The following is a 17,851-nucleotide window of genomic DNA, read 5'->3' on the forward strand; positions in this document are numbered from 1 at the left end:
CTTCGCGTCCTCGGCGGACCACAACAATGATGAGGCAGATTCGGGGTGCCTCAAGGACAGGCCGCGCCATGGCGCGGTGCCACAGGCATCCTTGACCCAACCCGGATCCGCAATGGAGAGACGCAATGAACGCGGATTATGTGATTGTCGGTGCCGGCTCTGCCGGCTGTGCCATGGCTTACCGCCTGTCCGAGGCAGGAAAATCGGTTCTGGTGATCGAACATGGCGGCAGTGATGCCGGACCGTTCATCCAGATGCCGGGGGCGCTGAGCTACCCGATGAATATGTCGATGTACGACTGGGGCTACAAATCGCAGCCGGAACCGCATCTGGGCGGTCGCGAACTGGTCTGCCCGCGCGGCAAGGTGATCGGCGGTTCCTCCTCGATCAACGGCATGGTCTATGTGCGCGGCCACGCAGGCGATTACAACCACTGGGCCGAGACCGGGGCGACAGGCTGGTCCTATGCCGACGTGCTGCCCTATTTCAAACGTATGGAAACCTGGGACGATCGCGGCCATGGCGGCGATGCGGACTGGCGCGGCACCGACGGCCCGCTGCATGTGACCCGCGGCCCCCGCGACAACCCGCTGCACGCGGCTTTTGTAAAGGCGGGCGAACAGGCCGGCTATCCGGTGACCGAGGATTACAACGGCGAGCAGCAGGAAGGCTTCGGCCCGATGGAAATGACCGTCTACAAGGGTCAGCGCTGGTCCGCCGCCAATGCCTATCTGAAGCCCGCGCTGAAGCGTGACAATTGCGATCTGATCCGCGCCTTTGCGCGCAAGGTGGTCATTGAAGAAGGGCGCGCCGTCGGCGTCGAGGTCGAGCGCGGCGGCAAGATCGAGGTGATCCGCGCCAACGCCGAGGTCATTCTTGCGGCCTCCTCGCTGAACTCGCCCAAACTGCTGATGCTCTCGGGCATCGGTCCGGCCAAACATCTGGCCGAGCATGGCATCGACGTTGTTGTCGACCGTCCCGGCGTGGGCCAGAACCTGCAGGACCATCTGGAATTCTATTTCCAGTTCGCCTCCAAACAGCCGATTACCCTGTTCAAATACTGGAACCTGCTTGGCAAGGCGATGGTGGGGGCGCAGTGGCTGTTCACCAAAACCGGTCTGGGCGCTTCCAACCAGTTCGAAAGCGCCGCCTTCATCCGCTCCGACAAGGGCGTCGATTACCCGGATATCCAGTACCACTTCCTGCCCATCGCGGTGCGCTATGATGGTCAGGCCGCAGCCGAGGGCCACGGTTTTCAGGCCCATGTCGGCCCGATGCGCTCGGACTCGCGCGGTGAGGTCACGCTGGCTTCCAGCAATCCCAAGGATGCGCCGAACATCCTGTTCAACTACATGTCGACCGAGAAGGACTGGGAGGATTTCCGCAAATGTATCCGCCTGACCCGTGAGGTATTTGCACAGGATGCGATGAAGCCGTTCGTGAAATATGAGATCCAGCCCGGCGATGGGCTGCAATCGGATGACGAGCTGAACGGCTTTATCCGCGAACATGTCGAAAGCGCCTATCACCCCTGCGGCACCTGCAAGATGGGCGCGGTGGAGGATCCGATGGCGGTGGTTGATCCCGAATGCCGCGTCATCGGCGTCGAGGGGCTGCGCGTCGCCGACAGTTCGATCTTCCCGCGCATCACCAATGGCAATCTCAACGGCCCCTCGATCATGACCGGCGAGAAAGCCTCCGACCACATCCTCGGCCGCCGCCTGCCGTCGTCAAACGCGCAGGCCTGGTTCAACCCGAATTGGCAAACCTCCCAGCGCTGAACAGCCGGGGGATATCCCTGAAACGCCCGCTGCACCCCGTTGCGCGGGCGTTTTTTAGTCGGCCGAAGCTGCCGGTTTGATCCGCGTCAAAGTGGGCAGGGGCAGGGCTGGCTAAGGTCCGTCTGACGCTGAAAAATCAAGGAGCGAGCAGATGTCCAATACCCCCCACGAACTGGCCGAAGAATTCCCCGACAAGCAGTCGCAGATCCATGCGCTGAAGCAATCGGACGCCCATTTTGCCAAGCTTGCGGACAGCTATCACGCGGTGAACCGCGCGGTGCATCGCGCCGAAACCAATGTCGAGCCGATGTCCGAAACTGCCGAAGCCGACCTGCGCAAACAGCGCGCCGCCCTCAAGGATGAGATCTGGGGCATGTTGTCAAAGGCGTAAGATATCCAGCCAACAACAGCAAAGAGGGGCGCCGCCGGTGCCCCTCTTTTCCTGTCACCCGCGCGATTATTCCTGCGATATCATGCCGAAGATCGGGGCCGAGATATCGCTCAGCCCATTTCTTCCTGACATTCGATTGCCGCTTCAAGCGCCTTGTAACTCCCGGTGAGGTCAATCGACATGACTTCGCCCTCGGTCGTGTAGAGCGTCATCGTCTGTTTGATCGCGAGGTCGAACAGGAAATCGGGGTTGTCAAAGGCGATATCCGCCCCGGGCACGTCCTCAAGATAGATGCCCGTCGCATCGGCATCATAATCCTGACCGTCAAGCGAGAAGAGAACCGGATAGGAGGCCCCTTCCTCGATGTCGCCCCAGCCCATGTTGAAGGCAGTGACATAGCCCGTGCCTTCGGTGCGGTCAAAACCGATGCGGACAACGGATCCATCGGTGAATTCCGACTGGATCAGGCAGCCGTCGCCCAGTGAGGGATCAATCAGAACATCCCAGTAATCAGAGGCCCCCCATTGCTCCAGTGTCTGGGCACCGACCGCGTTGGTATGGACCGCACCGATCAACAAGAAACTGGCGGCAATAGCTGGGATTTTCATGTGGTTACTCTCTTTTCCGGGGGACACTCGTATCTGGCTGCCGAGCTTGGAGGCTTGCCCCTGTTTCTGCAAGAAACTTTTCTGCCGGGGCGCTCAGGTCCTGCTGGGCACCGCGGCTGGGTTTTCCGCATCCTTTCAGCTCACCTCATAAGGCAGCACGCCGCGCTGGTCGGTGTTGATGCTCAGCCGCCGTTCCAGCGGTGGCACCGATCGCTGATGGCAATCGCGCCGTTCGCAGATCCGGCAGGAGATGCCAATCGGCTCATAGGCGCTGTCCTGACTCACATCCAGCGTATCGGCATAGACCAGAGCGTCGGCATGGCGCACCTCGCAGCCCAGGGCAATCGCGTAGCGCCGGACGGGAGAGCCAAAGGAACCGCCCGGTTTCGACACATCCCGCGCCAATGAGATATAGCGCACCCCGTCCGGCGTCTCCGCCAGCTGCCGCAGGAACCGGCCCGGCGTCTCAAAGGCGCGGTGCACATTCCACAGCGGGCAGGCGCCGCCAAACCGTGCAAATTGCAGCCGCGTGGCCGAGTGCCGCTTGGTGATGGTGCCCGCCTGATCAACCCGGACAAAGAAGAACGGCACCCCCTTGGCGCCGGGGCGCTGCAATGTGGACAGGCGATGCGCCACTTGTTCGATCGAGGCGCCAAAGCGGGTGGCGAGCAGCTCCAGATCGTGGCGGCAGTCCACGGCGGCATCCAGAAACTGCCGGTAGGGCATCATCGCGGCCCCGGCGAAATAGTTGGCGAGGCCGATCTTGGCGATGGAGCGGGCCGCCTCGCTGTGAAACTTGGCAAAGTCCAGCGTGGCCTCCAGCAGGTCGTTCTGATGCAGCAGCGCCACCTGCAACAGCAACTGGAACAGCTGCGTCTGCGGTGAGGCACGGTTGGACAACCGCAGCACCTTGCCTGCCGGATCAAACTTTCGCAGCCCGTCGATATCGCCGAAAACCACGCTGATCCCGGCCTGATCCAATGCGGCGATGGCGGCGCTGCGGGCATCTAGCCTGCCGCTGAAATTCTCTGCCGCGCGATCCACCGCATCAATGTAGTTGTCACAATAATGGAAGAAATCGCGCACCTCTTCCCAGGGCGAAGCCTGAATGCGCGCATCCTCGCGCCCCAGCGCCTCATCCAGCGAGGCCAGCCGCTCATGGGTCTGACGGTAGGCGCGATGCAGCGTCAGCAGCGCGCGCGCCAGCGCCGGCGCGTTGGAAGCCGTCAGCCGCAGATCCGCCATTGGTACTGCCGCATCGGCAAAAACCGGGTCGGCCATCACCTCACGCATGTCGCTGACCAGTCGTTCGCTGTCACCGGTGGACAGCTCGGTGACATCCAGCCCGAATTCCTGCGCCAGCGCCAGAACCACGGTCGTGGAAACCGGGCGGTTGTTGTTTTCCATCTGGTTGAGATAGGGCAGGGAGACCCCCAGCTTGGCGGCGAACTCCTTTTGCGTCAGCGACAGGCGCAGCCGCATTTCCCGCAGCTTGGCTCCGGCATAGAGTTTCTGTTGCGCCATGGGTGTCCCCTTTGCAAATATTGGATGTTGCAACTGTAGAATTGCAAATCATGCGGTGCAAGAGCGGCACGCCCATCGGACGCGCTGGCGGGGAAAGTGCAAGGTGATGATGGGAGGGCGTTATGCGAACACCCGAACCGGGCAGGGCGGCGCTGCTGCCGCTCAGATCCCGAGGTTTTTCTCGCGGCGGATCACCACCTGGATCGACACAAAGCCCAGAACGGCGGTGGCCAGCATGATGGTGAGCAGCGGCACCGGCGTCGATCCCGGAACCAGCAGGTAGCCCGCATAGGCGCTAAGCCCGGCGCCAACGCCAATCATGATCGCACCGGCAAGCCCTGAGGCAGTGCCCGCAAGATGGGGCCGCACCGAAATCGCACCGGCGGTGGCATTGGGGATCGCCATGCCGTTGCCCAGCCCGACAAAGGTCATGAAGCCAAAGAAGGAATAGACGCTGTCGGCACCCGCCAGCGCCAGTGTGAGCGACAGCGCCACGCCGATGCCGTTGATCAGACAGCCCCAGAGCACCATCCGATTGAGCCCGATCCGGGTCGAATAGCGACCGGACAGGAAATTGCCGATGAAATACCCCACGGCCGGCGAGGCAAAATAGACCCCAAGCTCGGCAGCAGACAGACCATAGACCTGTGTGCCGACAAAAGGCGCGCCGCCTAGATAGGCAAAAAACGCGCCCGACGACAGGCCCGAGGCCAGCGAATAGCCCCAGAACCGCGGCGACCGCAGCAGCTCGGGATATTCGCGGAACTGCGCCATCAGGGTCTTGCCGCTCTTGCGGGCGGTTTCGCCAAGGTCGAGATAGGCAATCACGAATGTTGCCGCCCCCAGCACCATCAGCAGCCAGAAATTGGCTTTCCAGCCGAGGGTCTCTTCCAGCGCGCCACCGATCACCGGGCCGATCATCGGCACCACCGCCATGCCCATGGTGACATAGCCGATCATGCTGGCGGCGGCATCATTGTCGTAGATGTCGCGCACGGCGGCACGGCTCAGCACCATGGCAGAGGCGACAATCGCCTGACACATCCGAAACAGCAGAAAGATCTCCGCCGTCGGCGCATAAAGACAGCCCAGCGTCGCCAGCAAGAACAGCGCCACGCCCCACAGGATGACCGGGCGGCGCCCCAGCTTGTCGGAAATCGGCCCGACAAAAATCTGCACCGCCGCGCTGACGGCAAGGTACAGCGCGACCGACAACTGCATCAGGCTGTAATCGGCATCAAAATATCGGGCCATCCCGGGCAGGGAGGGCAGAAAGATATTCATCGCCAGCGCCGACAGCCCAGAGAGCAGGATCAGCGTGCCGATATTGGGGTTGGACCGACGGTCCAGAAATCGCCGCGGAATGGTTCGCATGTGAACGAATTAGGTCACACCGCGGCGATTGTCCATAATGCGCAGCCTCAGACCAGCAGATCGTCGCTGATCTGATCCAGGGTCATATTGCGCAGCGTGACGCTGTTGTTGCCATCAAGGTCGAAGTATAGATCGTCGCCCACCTCGCTGGCGCGGGCGAGCACCTCGGCTCTGCTGCCGTGACCGACGATGCGCAGCGTGTCGATATCGTCCTGAAAGTCGCGGATGGTATCATTGCCGCCATTGCGGGCAAAGATGAAGATATCGGCGCCGCTGTTGCCCACCAGACGATCATTGCCGCCGGCGCCGTTCAGGCGGTCATTGCCGCCGCCACCGATGAGCAGGTCAATCCCGCTGTTGCCGTTCAAGGCATCATTGCCGCCATCGCCGCGCAGGGTGTCCCGTCCGCCGCCACCGACCAGCCGGTTGTTGGCGTCATTACCGATGATCAAATCCCGGCCTCGCCCGCCGATGGCGTTCTCGATGGTGACGCCATGGGCAATTGTCACATCGCTTTCGGTGTCAAAGCTCGAGAAATGCATCTCGCGCAGATCCAGTGTCACCGCCGTGCTGCGGTCGCTGGCGTTGAAGGTGTCGCGGCCACTGGTGTCCCAGATCACATCCACGGTGTCGGTGCGCGATCCGCGATAGGTAGAGTTGCCGGTGTTGTAATCGACGGCACCCCAGATGTCCTGCAGCGCCAGCACGTCGAACAGCATCATCGCATCGCTGTCCTGACCGTTCAGCGGGTTTTCGCGGTAGGACATCACCGAATAGAGGTTGCTGTCATAGCCTTCGGGCAGGCTTGAATCATGGGTGTGCTGAAGACCAAGAGCATGTCCCAGTTCATGCAGGATCAGGCTTTCACGGTTGTCCTGTGACATATCCAGGGTGTTGTCAAAAACCGCATAGCCGTCCCAGCTGCTGATATCACTGCCGCGAAAGCTCATGCTGTAGCCGCCGATCCCGACCGTGCTGCCGGGGATGGTGACGGAGCCGAGGTTCAGGTCGGGATCAGCCGCGCCCCGCACCTCGACAAAATCGACGTTCAGGAAGGTTTCGATATGATCGAACGCCTCGGCAAAGGCAGCCCGTTCCGCGGCGCTGAAACTCTGCCAGCCGGAATATGTGCTGCCGGTCGGCAGATCGCCGGGCGCGGAGCTGCCCGCGAATTGATAGGTGATGGTCAGCCGGGGGGCGTTATCCGTGTTGATCGGATTGCGGGTGTAGAACCCGTCGAACTGCATGGCCTGTATGATCTGGGAAGGGTGTAACATGGGGGGTGTTCCGTCTCCGTTGCTCGGCCCCGGTGATACGAGCACATCGGTCAGCACATCAAGAACACCCGCAGCTTCGGCGGTTTCTGCGCGGTTCTGTGCCTGTTTGCAAATTAGCGCATCTGTTACGCAAATGCTTTGCAAATTTGCCATTATTGACTTTGGCTTCTCCTGTGCAGCGTCTATGGTCGCCTGAAATTCAACAGGGGGCATGGCCATGAAAGATATCCTTTCCGAGCTGGAAGACCGTCGCAACGCAGCGCGACTGGGGGGCGGACAAAAGCGGATCGACGCTCAGCATGGGCGCGGTAAACTGACCGCGCGCGAGCGGATCGAGCTGCTGTTGGACGAGGGCAGTTTCGAAGAATTCGACATGTTCGTGGCGCATCGCTGCACCGATTTCGGCATGGAAAAACAGCGCCCGGCGGGCGATGGCGTGGTTACCGGTTGGGGCACCATCAATGGCCGGATGGTCTATGTCTTCAGTCAGGATTTCACGGTGTTCGGCGGCTCTCTGTCGGAAACCCACGCGCAAAAGATCTGCAAGATCATGGATATGGCGGTGCAAAATGGCGCGCCGGTCATTGGCATCAACGATTCCGGTGGCGCCCGTATTCAGGAAGGTGTCGCCTCGCTTGCGGGCTACGCCGAGGTGTTCCAGCGCAACATCATGGCTTCGGGCGTGGTGCCGCAGATTTCCGTCATCATGGGCCCCTGTGCCGGCGGCGCGGTCTACTCGCCCGCGATGACCGATTTCATCTTCATGGTGAAGGACACTTCCTACATGTTCGTGACCGGCCCCGATGTGGTGAAGACCGTCACCAACGAGGTCGTCACCGCCGAGGAACTGGGCGGCGCCTCGACCCACACAAAGAAGTCCTCGGTGGCTGATGGCGCCTTTGAAAACGACGTCGAAGCCTTGGCGGAGGTCCGCCGGCTGGTCGACTTCCTGCCACTGAACAATCGCGAAAAACCGCCGGTTCGCCCCTTCTTTGATGAGCCGGGCCGCGTCGAAGCCTCGCTCGATACGCTGATTCCAGAGAATCCCAACACGCCCTACGACATGAAGGAGCTGATTCACAAAGTCGCGGACGAGGGGGATTTCTACGAAATTCAGGAAGATTTCGCCAAGAACATCATCACCGGCTTTATCCGCCTTGAAGGGCAGACCGTGGGTGTTGTTGCCAACCAGCCGATGGTTCTGGCGGGCTGTCTCGATATCGATTCCAGCCGCAAGGCGGCGCGGTTCGTGCGCTTCTGCGACTGTTTCGAGATCCCGATCCTGACGCTGGTTGATGTGCCGGGCTTCCTGCCGGGGACCAGCCAGGAATATGGCGGCGTCATCAAGCATGGGGCAAAGCTGCTGTTTGCCTATGGCGAGGCGACGGTGCCGAAGGTTACCGTGATCACCCGCAAGGCCTATGGCGGCGCCTATGACGTGATGGCCTCCAAACATCTGCGTGGCGATTTCAACTACGCCTGGCCGACGGCGGAGATCGCCGTGATGGGGGCCAAGGGTGCGACCGAAATCATCCACCGCGCTGATCTGGCGGATGCTGACAAGATTGCCGAGCACACAAAGGATTACGAAGAACGCTTTGCCAATCCCTTTGTGGCGGCGGAACGCGGCTTCATCGACGAGGTGATCATGCCGCAATCCACCCGCAAACGCGTCAGCCGTGCCTTTGCGTCGCTGCGGGGCAAGCAGCTCAAAAACCCGTGGAAGAAACACGACAATATCCCGCTGTAACACCCGGACCCGTTCCGGATTTCCTGACCCAGACCCTTGCGGCCAAAGGTAAATATCGCCTTGGTTGCGAGGGGTGATGAGGATACAACTCAGATGTCAGCGCCTGCCTATGCCGCGATCTGCCGCCACCCCGATGGCAAAAGCCTGTTGGAAATCAGCGGGCTGGAACCAATCGCCGGCATATCGGGTGGATTGTTCGCAAAATGCGATCAATTTGAACAATCTCAGATGTTTGCGCCCACATTTGTATCTTTGTTTGACACCGGAACCGAATCTGACACATGATCCGCGCCAGCTCATATCGGACAGCGCGCACCGCGTGTGCAGCGCCTGCAGCCCCGACAGGAGGAGCCCATCGTTTTTGGGGTCGGGGCTGCGGTATTGGGCCTGTCATCAAATCTGCCGTGACGGCCTCCGGGGTCTCGGTTCTGCTTGCCCTTGGCGCGGCTGCGCAGGCCGGATCGCTGCCAATTGATCTGCCATCGGGGCAGGAAGTCGATCTGCATGAGGTTCTTCTGGACGACAGCACCGGCGAGCTTTGGGTGCGCTTTCGCTTTCTTGCGCCGCAGATTGCCCGCGACGCGGCGCTGATCAGCTATGAACAGGCCGCCCCGGATATGGATCACCTGTGCCAGACCCTGGTTCTGGCCTATCTGCACCAGCATGGGCTGGAGCCGGTCCGGGTGGTGATCTCGCTGTCGGACCGCGAAGTGCCCTTTGGGGCGGCGGATGCGGCGGCGACACAGTTCTTTGAAAGCTACCGCCCCGAGGGTGACAGCTGCATCTGGGAGGCATTCTGATGATCTGTTGTCTGCCCCGCGGGCTGCGGGCCACTACAGCCCGGCAGCTGCCGCCGGTTCTGGTGCGCCCCGGTGTCACAAAGACGCCGATGCAGTCTGAAAACTGGCGCTTTTTTGCAGCTTTGCCCGCCGAAGTGTCGTCGGATCCGGCTTTGGGATGTGAAACCCCGCGCATCTCCGCTACTCTCTCGTCAGATCACATGAGCGTGATCTGTTATTTGAGGATGAGGCAGGCGCCGGCCGTGGCCCGCGCAGGTTTCAAAGACACAATTGGGAGACAGAAATGTCCAAGAGCATCAAACTCGTTGCCCTGGCGGGCCTGCTTGCAGCCGCCGCAGCCTGCGCACAGCAGGAAGAAGAATACGTCGTTGTCGAGCCCGAGCCGATTTCGGCTGAGCCCGTTTACACCGGCAAATACAAGTAATCACGACAGGGGTCCGGCCCTGCGGCCGGACTCTACCGTCCCGCGGGGTGCCGGATCGGAGGCACCATCATGCTAAAACACCGCGGTTTCCCCGGCCGTCTGCCGGGCACCGATTTTCAATTCGTCATCCGCCGTCCCAACCCCAAGGGGGTTACGCCGATCACCCGTCGCGAACGGTTCCGCGACCGTCGCCCGGCAGACCGGCGCGCCGATGCGGGCTTCATGCAGGCGCTGTGGGACTGCTTTGGCGATCAGCCCTTTGAACGTGGTAATCTGGATGCAGGTCGTCTGAGCTGGCTGTTCGGCCGCGAAGTGATTCCGGCCGAGGACCCGTTTGATCCCGAAAGCTATGAGGCGCTGCTGGTCATCAATGTCGATGTTGCCCAGCTGTCCTTTCCCGAAGTCTTCGACGGGAGCGCGCGCTGAGATGTTTGCCGGGCCCGACCATATCCCTGTGCAGAGCTGTCGTCGCCTCGCGCGACCGCCGCGCAGTGGCTGTGATCGGCCCCCGGCGAATCTCTTGTCCCTGCGCGATGTGGCGAGCCCCGCGGCAAACCCGGCCGCAGGGAGGGTCAGATCGCGGGGCGGTGACACTATATGCGGCGCGAGCCGGGCATTCCGGGCCGATTTCGGCGTAATCCTGCAGGGCAGATCCCGGTTTGCGCAACTTCTCGCCAAATTGGCGTGTTTTGCAACTCAGGGGATGTTTCTGTGGCGCGGGCTGTGCACTCTGGTCGTGACAGGTCAGCCTGTCGTGCATCTGATCCAGCCCCTTCGCCTGGAAGGGCAGGTTTGCCCCCCCAATCGCGGCCTGCCCATTTTTTCCTTGGATGCAAAGGCGGAAGCTTGCCAATTGCCCCCCAGTGTTTGGCAGGCTTCTGCGCATTCCCCTGATCCGCAACAGAAATCCTTGTTTGCTCTGGACCGTGCTGCGAACAGTTGCGCAGAGCTTGGATCACAAAACGAAGGATCATTCCAATGCAGGCAAAACTCATTCTTGCGGCTTTTGGCCTCTGCACCGCGCTTGCGGCCTGTGGCGACACCACCGGCGAACAGGTTGTTTACGGGGCCGGTGCCGGTGCTGTCGGCTCGGCGCTGCTCAACGGCAACCTGGTCACAGGTGCCGCTGTTGGTGCTGCGGCCAACGTCATCTACTGCAAGGAAAATCCGCGCAAGTGCTAGGCCTGCCAGTGGCGCCGCAGGCACGCGCCTGTATCGCCGCAGCCATGCCCTGACAGCAACGCCGTCTGACCGCCTCGCCGCAGGGGCGGTGGCCGCGCGCCACATATATATCACCGCACAAAGGCCGCACCCGGAGTCCCCTCCGGCGCGGCCTTTTTTGTGTTCTGACGAAGCCAAGACCGTGACGGGGCAGGGCTCCGTCACCCACCGAAGACAAGGGACAGCCAATGTTTGAAAAGATCCTGATTGCCAACCGGGGCGAAATCGCCTGCCGGGTCATCAAGACCGCCCGCAAGATGGGCATCAAGACCGTTGCCATCTACTCGGACGCCGACAAGCAGGCCCTGCATGTCGAAATGGCTGATGAAGCTGTCCACATCGGCCCGCCGCCCGCCAACCAGTCCTATATCGTCATCGACAAGGTGATGGAGGCGATCCGTGCAACCGGTGCGCAGGCGGTGCATCCGGGCTATGGCTTCCTGTCGGAAAACGCCAAATTCGCCGAGGCGCTGGCCGCCGAAGGCGTCGCCTTTGTCGGCCCGCCGGTGGGCGCCATCGAAAGCATGGGTGACAAGATCACCTCGAAGAAGATCGCGCAGGAGGCTGGCGTCTCCACTGTGCCCGGCTACATGGGCCTGATTGCCGACGCTGACGAGGCGGTGAAAATCTCCAACGAGATCGGCTATCCGGTGATGATCAAGGCCTCTGCCGGTGGTGGTGGCAAGGGGATGCGGATCGCCTGGTCCGATGAGGAGGCCCGCGAGGGGTTCCAATCCTCCAAGAACGAGGCGGCGAACTCCTTTGGCGACGACCGGATCTTCATCGAGAAATTCGTCACCCAGCCGCGCCATATCGAAATTCAGGTGCTCTGCGACGGCCATGGCAATGGCATTTATCTGGGGGAGCGCGAATGCTCGATCCAGCGCCGCAACCAGAAAGTCGTCGAAGAGGCGCCGTCGCCCTTCCTCGATGAGGACACCCGCCGCGCCATGGGCGAACAGGCCGTCGCCCTGGCCAAGGCGGTGGGCTACGCCTCTGCTGGCACGGTGGAATTCATCGTCGATGGCGACAAGAATTTCTACTTCCTGGAAATGAACACCCGCCTTCAGGTCGAACACCCGGTCACCGAGCTGATCACCGGTGTCGATCTGGTCGAACAGATGATCCGCATTGCCGGCGGCGAGCCGCTGTCGATCACCCAGAACGACGTCAAACTGAACGGCTGGGCCATCGAGAACCGCCTCTATGCCGAAGATCCCTATCGGGGTTTCCTGCCCTCCATCGGCCGCCTGACCCGCTATCGTCCGCCCGCCGAAGTCGCCGCAGGCCCGCTGCATGACAGCGGCAAATGGCAGGGCGACGCCCCTGCGGGCGAACTCGCCGTGCGCAATGACACCGGCGTCTTTGAGGGGGGCGAGATCTCGATGTATTATGACCCGATGATTGCCAAGCTCTGCACCTGGGGGCCCACGCGCGAGGCGGCGATTGCCGCCATGCGCGATGCGCTTGACGGCTTCGAGGTTGAAGGCATCGGTCACAACCTGCCGTTCCTCAGCGCGGTGATGGATCACCCGATCTTTATCGCGGGCACCATGACCACCGCCTTTATCGAGGAGCAATATCCCGAAGGGTTCGTCGGGGTGGAGCTGCCGGAGCAGGATCTGCGCAAGATTGCCGCCGCTTCTGCCGCCATGCACCGGGTTGCCGAAATCCGCCGCACCCGCGTGTCGGGCCGGATGGACAACCACGAACGCAAGGTCGGCAGCGACTGGGTGGTCTCGCTTCAGGGTATGGATTTCAACGTCATCATCGACGCTGACCGCGACGGCTCCACCGTGCGGTTTGACGATGGCAGCACCCTGCGCGTCACCTCGGACTGGACCCCGGGCGATCAGCTCGCCCGGCTGACGGTTGGCGGTGATGCTCTGGTGGTGAAGGTCGGCAAGATCTCCGGCGGGTTCCGCATCCGCTCGCGCGGGGCCGATCTGAAGGTTCATGTGCGCACGCCACGACAGGCGGAACTGGCCAAGCTGATGCCCGAGAAAGTCGCCCCCGACACCTCCAAACTGCTGCTCTGCCCGATGCCGGGTCTGGTGGTGAAACTGGAGGTCGAAGTCGGCGACGAGGTTCAGGAAGGTCAGGCGCTCTGCACCATCGAGGCGATGAAGATGGAGAACATCCTGCGCGCCGAGCGGAAAGGCGTCGTTAGCATGATCAACGCCGCCGCCGGTGACAGCCTCGCCGTTGACGAAGTGATCATGGAATTCGAATAACACCAGATGATGTTGGTGCAGCCATATCGCAAACTGGCGCGTGTCGCCTGTCTGGCGCTGGTCCTTTCGGGGCTGGCGGGCTGTGCCATGCAAGATGAGGCGGCGGCCCGTGCCGCCGTCGGCGACTGGGTGCAGCTGGGGGAGACACAGTATTACTTCTCCCGCCGCAACTGCGCCGCAGGCGTGTTCGAAATCAAGGCCACCCGGATTTCATCGCTGCTGACCAAGGCACGGTCGGTCCGGGCGGGGCTGCGTCATCTCGATGACGACAAACCCGTCGCCTTTGAGGTGCCCGGACTGTCGCCCAATATGGTATCGGTTCAGGTGATGACGATGGATCAGGGGCGCGGCAATGGCATCTTTGCCGCCGGGATCGTCGGCAAGGACTGCATGTTGGAGGAGGTGAGCCGCGCCTATCTGATCGCGCTGCTCGATCCGACATCGGTGTTGATCTATGAGCCACGCGCCCGGTTCATGGCGGTGGTGGACCGCACCAACAGGCGTCTGTTCTACGCGCAGGGCGGGGCGGTGTGATGGGCCTGCGATCTGCCACCCAGCCGCTGCGGGACGCGGCCCCGGATCACGGCGCGTTTCATCGCGCGGGTGCGGGGCACGGTGCATCGGCGGCGGCTCAGCTGCCGCGCCGTTCCTTCACCTCGCGCAGCCGGTCGGGGAATTTGTCGATCGTCCGGCTCAGCTCGCGCACGGTCCAGGGCTGCGGCTTGCGCAGTTTGACGCCGCCGTCCTTGCCGATCAGAACCAGCATGAACCCGCGCGGCCGCAGTGTTTTGCGCAGCGCAGACGTCACGCTTGGATCGGTATCGGTCAGCACGATGACATCGCGATCCAGCAGCGCCTCGGCGCCGTCGGTCAGCCGCTCCATCTGCTCGTGGAACCGCGGATCGGCAGGGCTGTCGGCAAAGACCACGATGGGGCGGTATACCCACAGGAGACTGTCCAGATCGACGCTGTCACCGGCGCGGATCAGCTGGGTGATCGGATCCTGCGCCAGGTTTTCTGCGGTCTGCGGCAGCTCCTGCGCGGCGCTGGTGGGATCGGTGCCTTCGACCATCATCGTTGCGGTCTCACCGCGCGCGTCATCTGCGGCCTCGGTTGTTGCAGGCTCCTGCGCCATGGCCGGGCCGGGCAGCGCCAGCAGCAGCGCCAAGGCGGCGCCCGCAGCTGGGACTGCGGGCCAAAATCGGGTTTTTCCAAAGACAAACAACTGTTTCATCGGCTCTCCTGTAGCGATGAATATATGCTCCGCCCCGCCAATTGCGATGGGCAATCCGGCTTGCCGGGCAAAAAAATCCACCCCGCACTTCGGGGCCAAAGCCGCCGTTAACCCTATTGTCAGCCTGCCCATGTCATCCTCCCGGCCTCTGCAAACCGGGCTGTCCGCCTCGCGCGGCGCCACCAACGGGACGGGACCGGCTATGGATATCATGCTGCACATCGGCGCACATCGCTGCGCTACGGGATATTTTCAGGGCTTTCTTGCCCATCATGAAACGGCGCTGCGCCGTGACGGGCTGGCGGTCTGGGGACCGGCCCAGACCCGCGACGGGCTGTTCCACGGCATCCATCCCGGCCCGGCCCCGGTAACAGGCCGTGACCTGGCAACCCGCGCCCGTGGTCGTCTGCGCCTGCGCCTCGCGACCGAGGCCGCCAGCGGCAGCACGCGGCTGCTGATCAGCGACGCCAATATGATGGGCAGTCCCAATGACCTGCTGCAACAGAGCCAGCTATATGGCAGCATCGGCGTGCGTATGGCGCGGTTCGATGCCGCCTTTGACGGGCAGGTGCGCGATGTGATGCTGAACCTGCGCAGCCCGGAGCGGTTCTGGACCTCGCTGCTGACCCGGATGGTGACCAATGGCCACCCGTTGCCCTCGGCCGCGCTGCTGGGGCGGATCGCCGCCCATCCGCGCAGCTGGCGCGATGTGATCACCGATATTGCCTGCGCCATGCCCAATGCCCGCATCCGGGTGCTGCCCTATGAAACCTATGGCGACCGGCCGGAGGTGCAGATGGCGCTGCTGACCGGGACGCGGCTGGCGCGGTTCACCTGTTCGGATCGGCTCAACCGCTCCGACGGGCTGCCGACTCTGCGGCATCGGCTGTCGGCAGCCGTCGCCCGCGACCTGCCGCGCGGCGAGGGCCGCTGGACCCCGTTTTCCGACATTCAATCCGCAGCGCTGCGCGAGCGCTACGCCGATGATCTGATGTGGCTGCAAGGCGGCGCGGACGGTCTGGCAGAGCTGATGCGTGACCCTGACAAACATGCGGTGGGCTCGAACCCGCCCTCATACGACCTGACAAGAGGAACTTCCGATGACGACCAAAACCGACGATTGGCGGGCTCTGGCTGAAAAAGAGCTGCGCGGACGCCCGCTGGACGCGCTGACCTGGAATACGCTGGAAGGCATTGATGTAAAACCGCTTTATACTGAGGCTGACAGCAAGGATCTGCCTCATATGGGCACGCTGCCCGGCTTTGGACCCTTTACCCGGGGCGTGAAGGCCACGATGTACGCAGGCCGCCCCTGGACCATCCGCCAATATGCGGGCTTCTCCACGGCTGAGGAATCCAACGCTTTCTACCGCCGCAACCTCGCGGCCGGGCAGCAGGGCGTTTCGGTGGCCTTCGACCTTGCCACCCACCGCGGCTATGACAGCGACCACCCCCGCGTGATGGGCGATGTCGGCAAGGCCGGTGTGGCCATCGACAGCGTTGAGGATATGAAAATCCTGTTTGACGGCATCCCGCTGGATCAGGTCTCGGTCTCGATGACGATGAACGGCGCGGTGATCCCGATCCTGGCCAGCTTTATCGTCGCGGGCGAAGAGCAGGGCCATGACAAGGCGCTGCTGGCAGGCACCATTCAGAACGATATCCTGAAGGAGTTCATGGTCCGCAACACCTATATTTATCCGCCGGAACCCTCGATGCGGATCATCTCGGACATCATCGAATATACCTCGAACGAGATGCCGAAATTCAATTCCATCTCCATTTCCGGCTATCACATGCAGGAAGCCGGCGCCAATCTGGTGCAGGAGCTGGCCTATACGCTGGCGGACGGTCGCGAATATGTCCGCGCCGCGATTGAGGCAGGCATGGATGTTGACAAATTCGCAGGCCGCCTGAGCTTCTTCTTTGCGATTGGCATGAATTTCTTCATGGAAATCGCCAAATTGCGCGCTGCCCGCACGCTCTGGCACCGGGTGATGACGGACTTTGGCGCCAAATCCGACCGCTCCAAGATGCTGCGCACCCATTGCCAGACCTCGGGCGTGTCCTTGCAAGAGCAGGACCCCTACAACAACGTGATCCGCACCGCCTATGAGGCGATGTCGGCGGTGCTTGGCGGCACGCAGTCGCTGCACACCAACGCGCTGGACGAGGCCATCGCGCTGCCCACCGATTTCTCTGCCCGCATCGCCCGCAACACCCAGCTGGTGCTGCAGGAGGAAACCGGCGTCACCAATGTGGTCGATCCGCTGGCTGGCTCCTACTATGTCGAAAGCCTCACCAATGAGCTGATCGAGAAAGCCTGGGCGCTGATGGAGGAGGTCGAGGAGATGGGCGGCATGACCAAGGCCGTGGCCTCCGGCATGCCGAAACTGCGCATCGAGGAAAGCGCGGCCCGTCGTCAGGCGATGATCGACCGGGGCGAAGAGGTGATCGTCGGGGTCAACAAATACCGCAAGGAAAAGGAAGATCCGATCGACATTCTGGATGTCGACAACGTCAAGGTGCGCGACAGCCAGATCGCCCGGCTGGAACAGATCCGCGCCAGCCGCGACAGCGCCGCCTGCGAGGCCGCGCTGGACAATCTGACCCGCGTCGCAAAGGAAGGTGGCAACCTTCTGGCCGCCGCCGTCGAAGCCGCCCGCGCGCGGGCCTCAGTCGGAGAGATCTCCATGGCAATGGAAAAGGAATTCGGCCGTCACAGCGCCGAGGTCAAGACCCTGGCCGGTGTCTATGGCGCCGCCTATGAGGGCGACGAAGGCTTTGCCGCCATTCAGAAATCCATCGAAGACTTTGCCGAGGCAGAGGGCCGTCGCCCGCGTCTTCTGGTGGTCAAGATGGGGCAGGACGGTCACGACCGGGGGGCCAAGGTGATCGCCACCGCCTTTGCCGATATCGGCTTTGACGTTGACGTCGGCCCGCTGTTCCAGACCCCGGAAGAGGCCGCGCAGGACGCCATCGACAATGACGTCCATGTGGTCGGGATTTCGTCGCAGGCCGCAGGGCACAAGACGCTGGCCCCGCAGCTGGTGCAGGAGCTGAAGGCGCAGGGCGCCGAGGATATCATCGTGATCTGTGGCGGGGTGATCCCGCAGCAGGATTACCAGTTCCTCTATGACAATGGCGTCAAGGCGATCTTTGGCCCCGGCACCAATATTCCCGAAGCGGCGCAGGACATCCTGAAGCTGATCCGCCAGGGTGGGTAACCGGCG

Annotated in this window: 16 protein-coding genes; 11 read left to right on the plus strand and 5 right to left on the minus strand. The window is 62.3% G+C overall.

From position 1 onward, the window contains the following. The first annotated feature begins 125 nt into the window (after positions 1-125). Positions 126-1,781 carry a choline dehydrogenase gene (betA, locus tag VWZ81_RS03210; protein WP_340546042.1) on the plus strand — a complete coding sequence of 552 codons (1,656 nt, stop codon included), beginning with the start codon at positions 126-128 and terminating at the stop codon, positions 1,779-1,781. 151 nt (positions 1,782-1,932) lie between these two features. Further along, on the plus strand, positions 1,933-2,172 hold the full coding sequence (locus VWZ81_RS03215; RefSeq protein WP_340546041.1) for a YdcH family protein: 240 nt from the start codon (positions 1,933-1,935) through the stop codon (positions 2,170-2,172). A gap of 110 nt (positions 2,173-2,282) precedes the next feature. Here VWZ81_RS03215 and VWZ81_RS03220 read toward each other — a convergent pair whose 3' ends face one another. The 4 genes from VWZ81_RS03220 to VWZ81_RS03235 form a co-directional block, all read right to left on the minus strand. After that, the gene (locus tag VWZ81_RS03220; RefSeq protein WP_340546040.1) at positions 2,283-2,780 is read right to left on the minus strand and encodes a hypothetical protein; all 498 of its coding nucleotides are present in this window, start codon (positions 2,778-2,780) and stop codon (positions 2,283-2,285) included. Between the two features lie 135 nt (positions 2,781-2,915). Next, entirely contained in the window at positions 2,916-4,304 is a 1,389-nt protein-coding gene (locus VWZ81_RS03225; protein WP_340546039.1) for a helix-turn-helix domain-containing protein, read from the minus strand. A gap of 162 nt (positions 4,305-4,466) precedes the next feature. After that, positions 4,467-5,678 (minus strand): multidrug effflux MFS transporter, encoded by a 1,212-nt coding sequence (locus VWZ81_RS03230; protein WP_416541382.1) that lies wholly within the window; start codon positions 5,676-5,678, stop codon positions 4,467-4,469. Between the two features lie 47 nt (positions 5,679-5,725). After that, positions 5,726-6,955: a M10 family metallopeptidase gene (locus tag VWZ81_RS03235; RefSeq protein WP_416542076.1), complete on the minus strand. Its 1,230-nt coding sequence runs from the start codon at positions 6,953-6,955 to the stop codon at positions 5,726-5,728. 217 nt (positions 6,956-7,172) lie between these two features. Between VWZ81_RS03235 and VWZ81_RS03240 the strand changes: the two genes are divergently transcribed. The 7 genes from VWZ81_RS03240 to VWZ81_RS03270 all read left to right on the plus strand — a co-directional run bounded on the left by VWZ81_RS03240 (position 7,173) and on the right by VWZ81_RS03270 (position 13,918). After that, positions 7,173-8,705: an acyl-CoA carboxylase subunit beta gene (locus tag VWZ81_RS03240; protein ID WP_416535113.1), complete on the plus strand. Its 1,533-nt coding sequence runs from the start codon at positions 7,173-7,175 to the stop codon at positions 8,703-8,705. Between the two features lie 404 nt (positions 8,706-9,109). After that, positions 9,110-9,505, plus strand: coding sequence for a DUF6497 family protein (locus VWZ81_RS03245; protein WP_260104883.1), 396 nt, complete (start codon positions 9,110-9,112; stop codon positions 9,503-9,505). A 283-nt stretch (positions 9,506-9,788) separates the two neighbouring features. Next, positions 9,789-9,929, plus strand: coding sequence for a hypothetical protein (locus VWZ81_RS03250; protein ID WP_014880466.1), 141 nt, complete (start codon positions 9,789-9,791; stop codon positions 9,927-9,929). Between the two features lie 69 nt (positions 9,930-9,998). Continuing rightward, entirely contained in the window at positions 9,999-10,355 is a 357-nt protein-coding gene (locus VWZ81_RS03255) for a hypothetical protein (RefSeq protein WP_416535115.1), read from the plus strand. Between the two features lie 552 nt (positions 10,356-10,907). After that, positions 10,908-11,111, plus strand: coding sequence for a hypothetical protein (locus VWZ81_RS03260; RefSeq protein WP_340546034.1), 204 nt, complete (start codon positions 10,908-10,910; stop codon positions 11,109-11,111). 227 nt (positions 11,112-11,338) lie between these two features. After that, on the plus strand, positions 11,339-13,384 hold the full coding sequence (locus VWZ81_RS03265; RefSeq protein WP_340546033.1) for an acetyl/propionyl/methylcrotonyl-CoA carboxylase subunit alpha: 2,046 nt from the start codon (positions 11,339-11,341) through the stop codon (positions 13,382-13,384). 6 nt (positions 13,385-13,390) lie between these two features. Further along, positions 13,391-13,918: a hypothetical protein gene (locus VWZ81_RS03270; protein WP_416539038.1), complete on the plus strand. Its 528-nt coding sequence runs from the start codon at positions 13,391-13,393 to the stop codon at positions 13,916-13,918. 97 nt (positions 13,919-14,015) lie between these two features. Here VWZ81_RS03270 and VWZ81_RS03275 read toward each other — a convergent pair whose 3' ends face one another. Continuing rightward, on the minus strand, positions 14,016-14,618 hold the full coding sequence (locus VWZ81_RS03275; RefSeq protein ID WP_416542077.1) for a DUF4174 domain-containing protein: 603 nt from the start codon (positions 14,616-14,618) through the stop codon (positions 14,016-14,018). Positions 14,619-14,820: 202 nt separating this feature from the next. On the opposite strand from VWZ81_RS03275, the gene VWZ81_RS03280 reads away from it, so the two are divergent. Both VWZ81_RS03280 and scpA read left to right on the plus strand, forming a co-directional pair. Next, positions 14,821-15,756: a hypothetical protein gene (locus VWZ81_RS03280; RefSeq protein ID WP_416535117.1), complete on the plus strand. Its 936-nt coding sequence runs from the start codon at positions 14,821-14,823 to the stop codon at positions 15,754-15,756. Next, positions 15,719-17,845 carry a methylmalonyl-CoA mutase gene (gene scpA / locus VWZ81_RS03285; RefSeq protein WP_416535118.1) on the plus strand — a complete coding sequence of 709 codons (2,127 nt, stop codon included), beginning with the start codon at positions 15,719-15,721 and terminating at the stop codon, positions 17,843-17,845. The genes VWZ81_RS03280 and scpA overlap by 38 nt, the downstream gene beginning before the upstream one ends. Positions 17,846-17,851: the final 6 nt, after the last annotated feature.

It is taken from the genome of Phaeobacter sp. JH20_34, from assembly GCF_048056095.1.
GTDB classification, from domain to species: Bacteria; Pseudomonadota; Alphaproteobacteria; order Rhodobacterales; family Rhodobacteraceae; genus Phaeobacter; species Phaeobacter bryozoorum.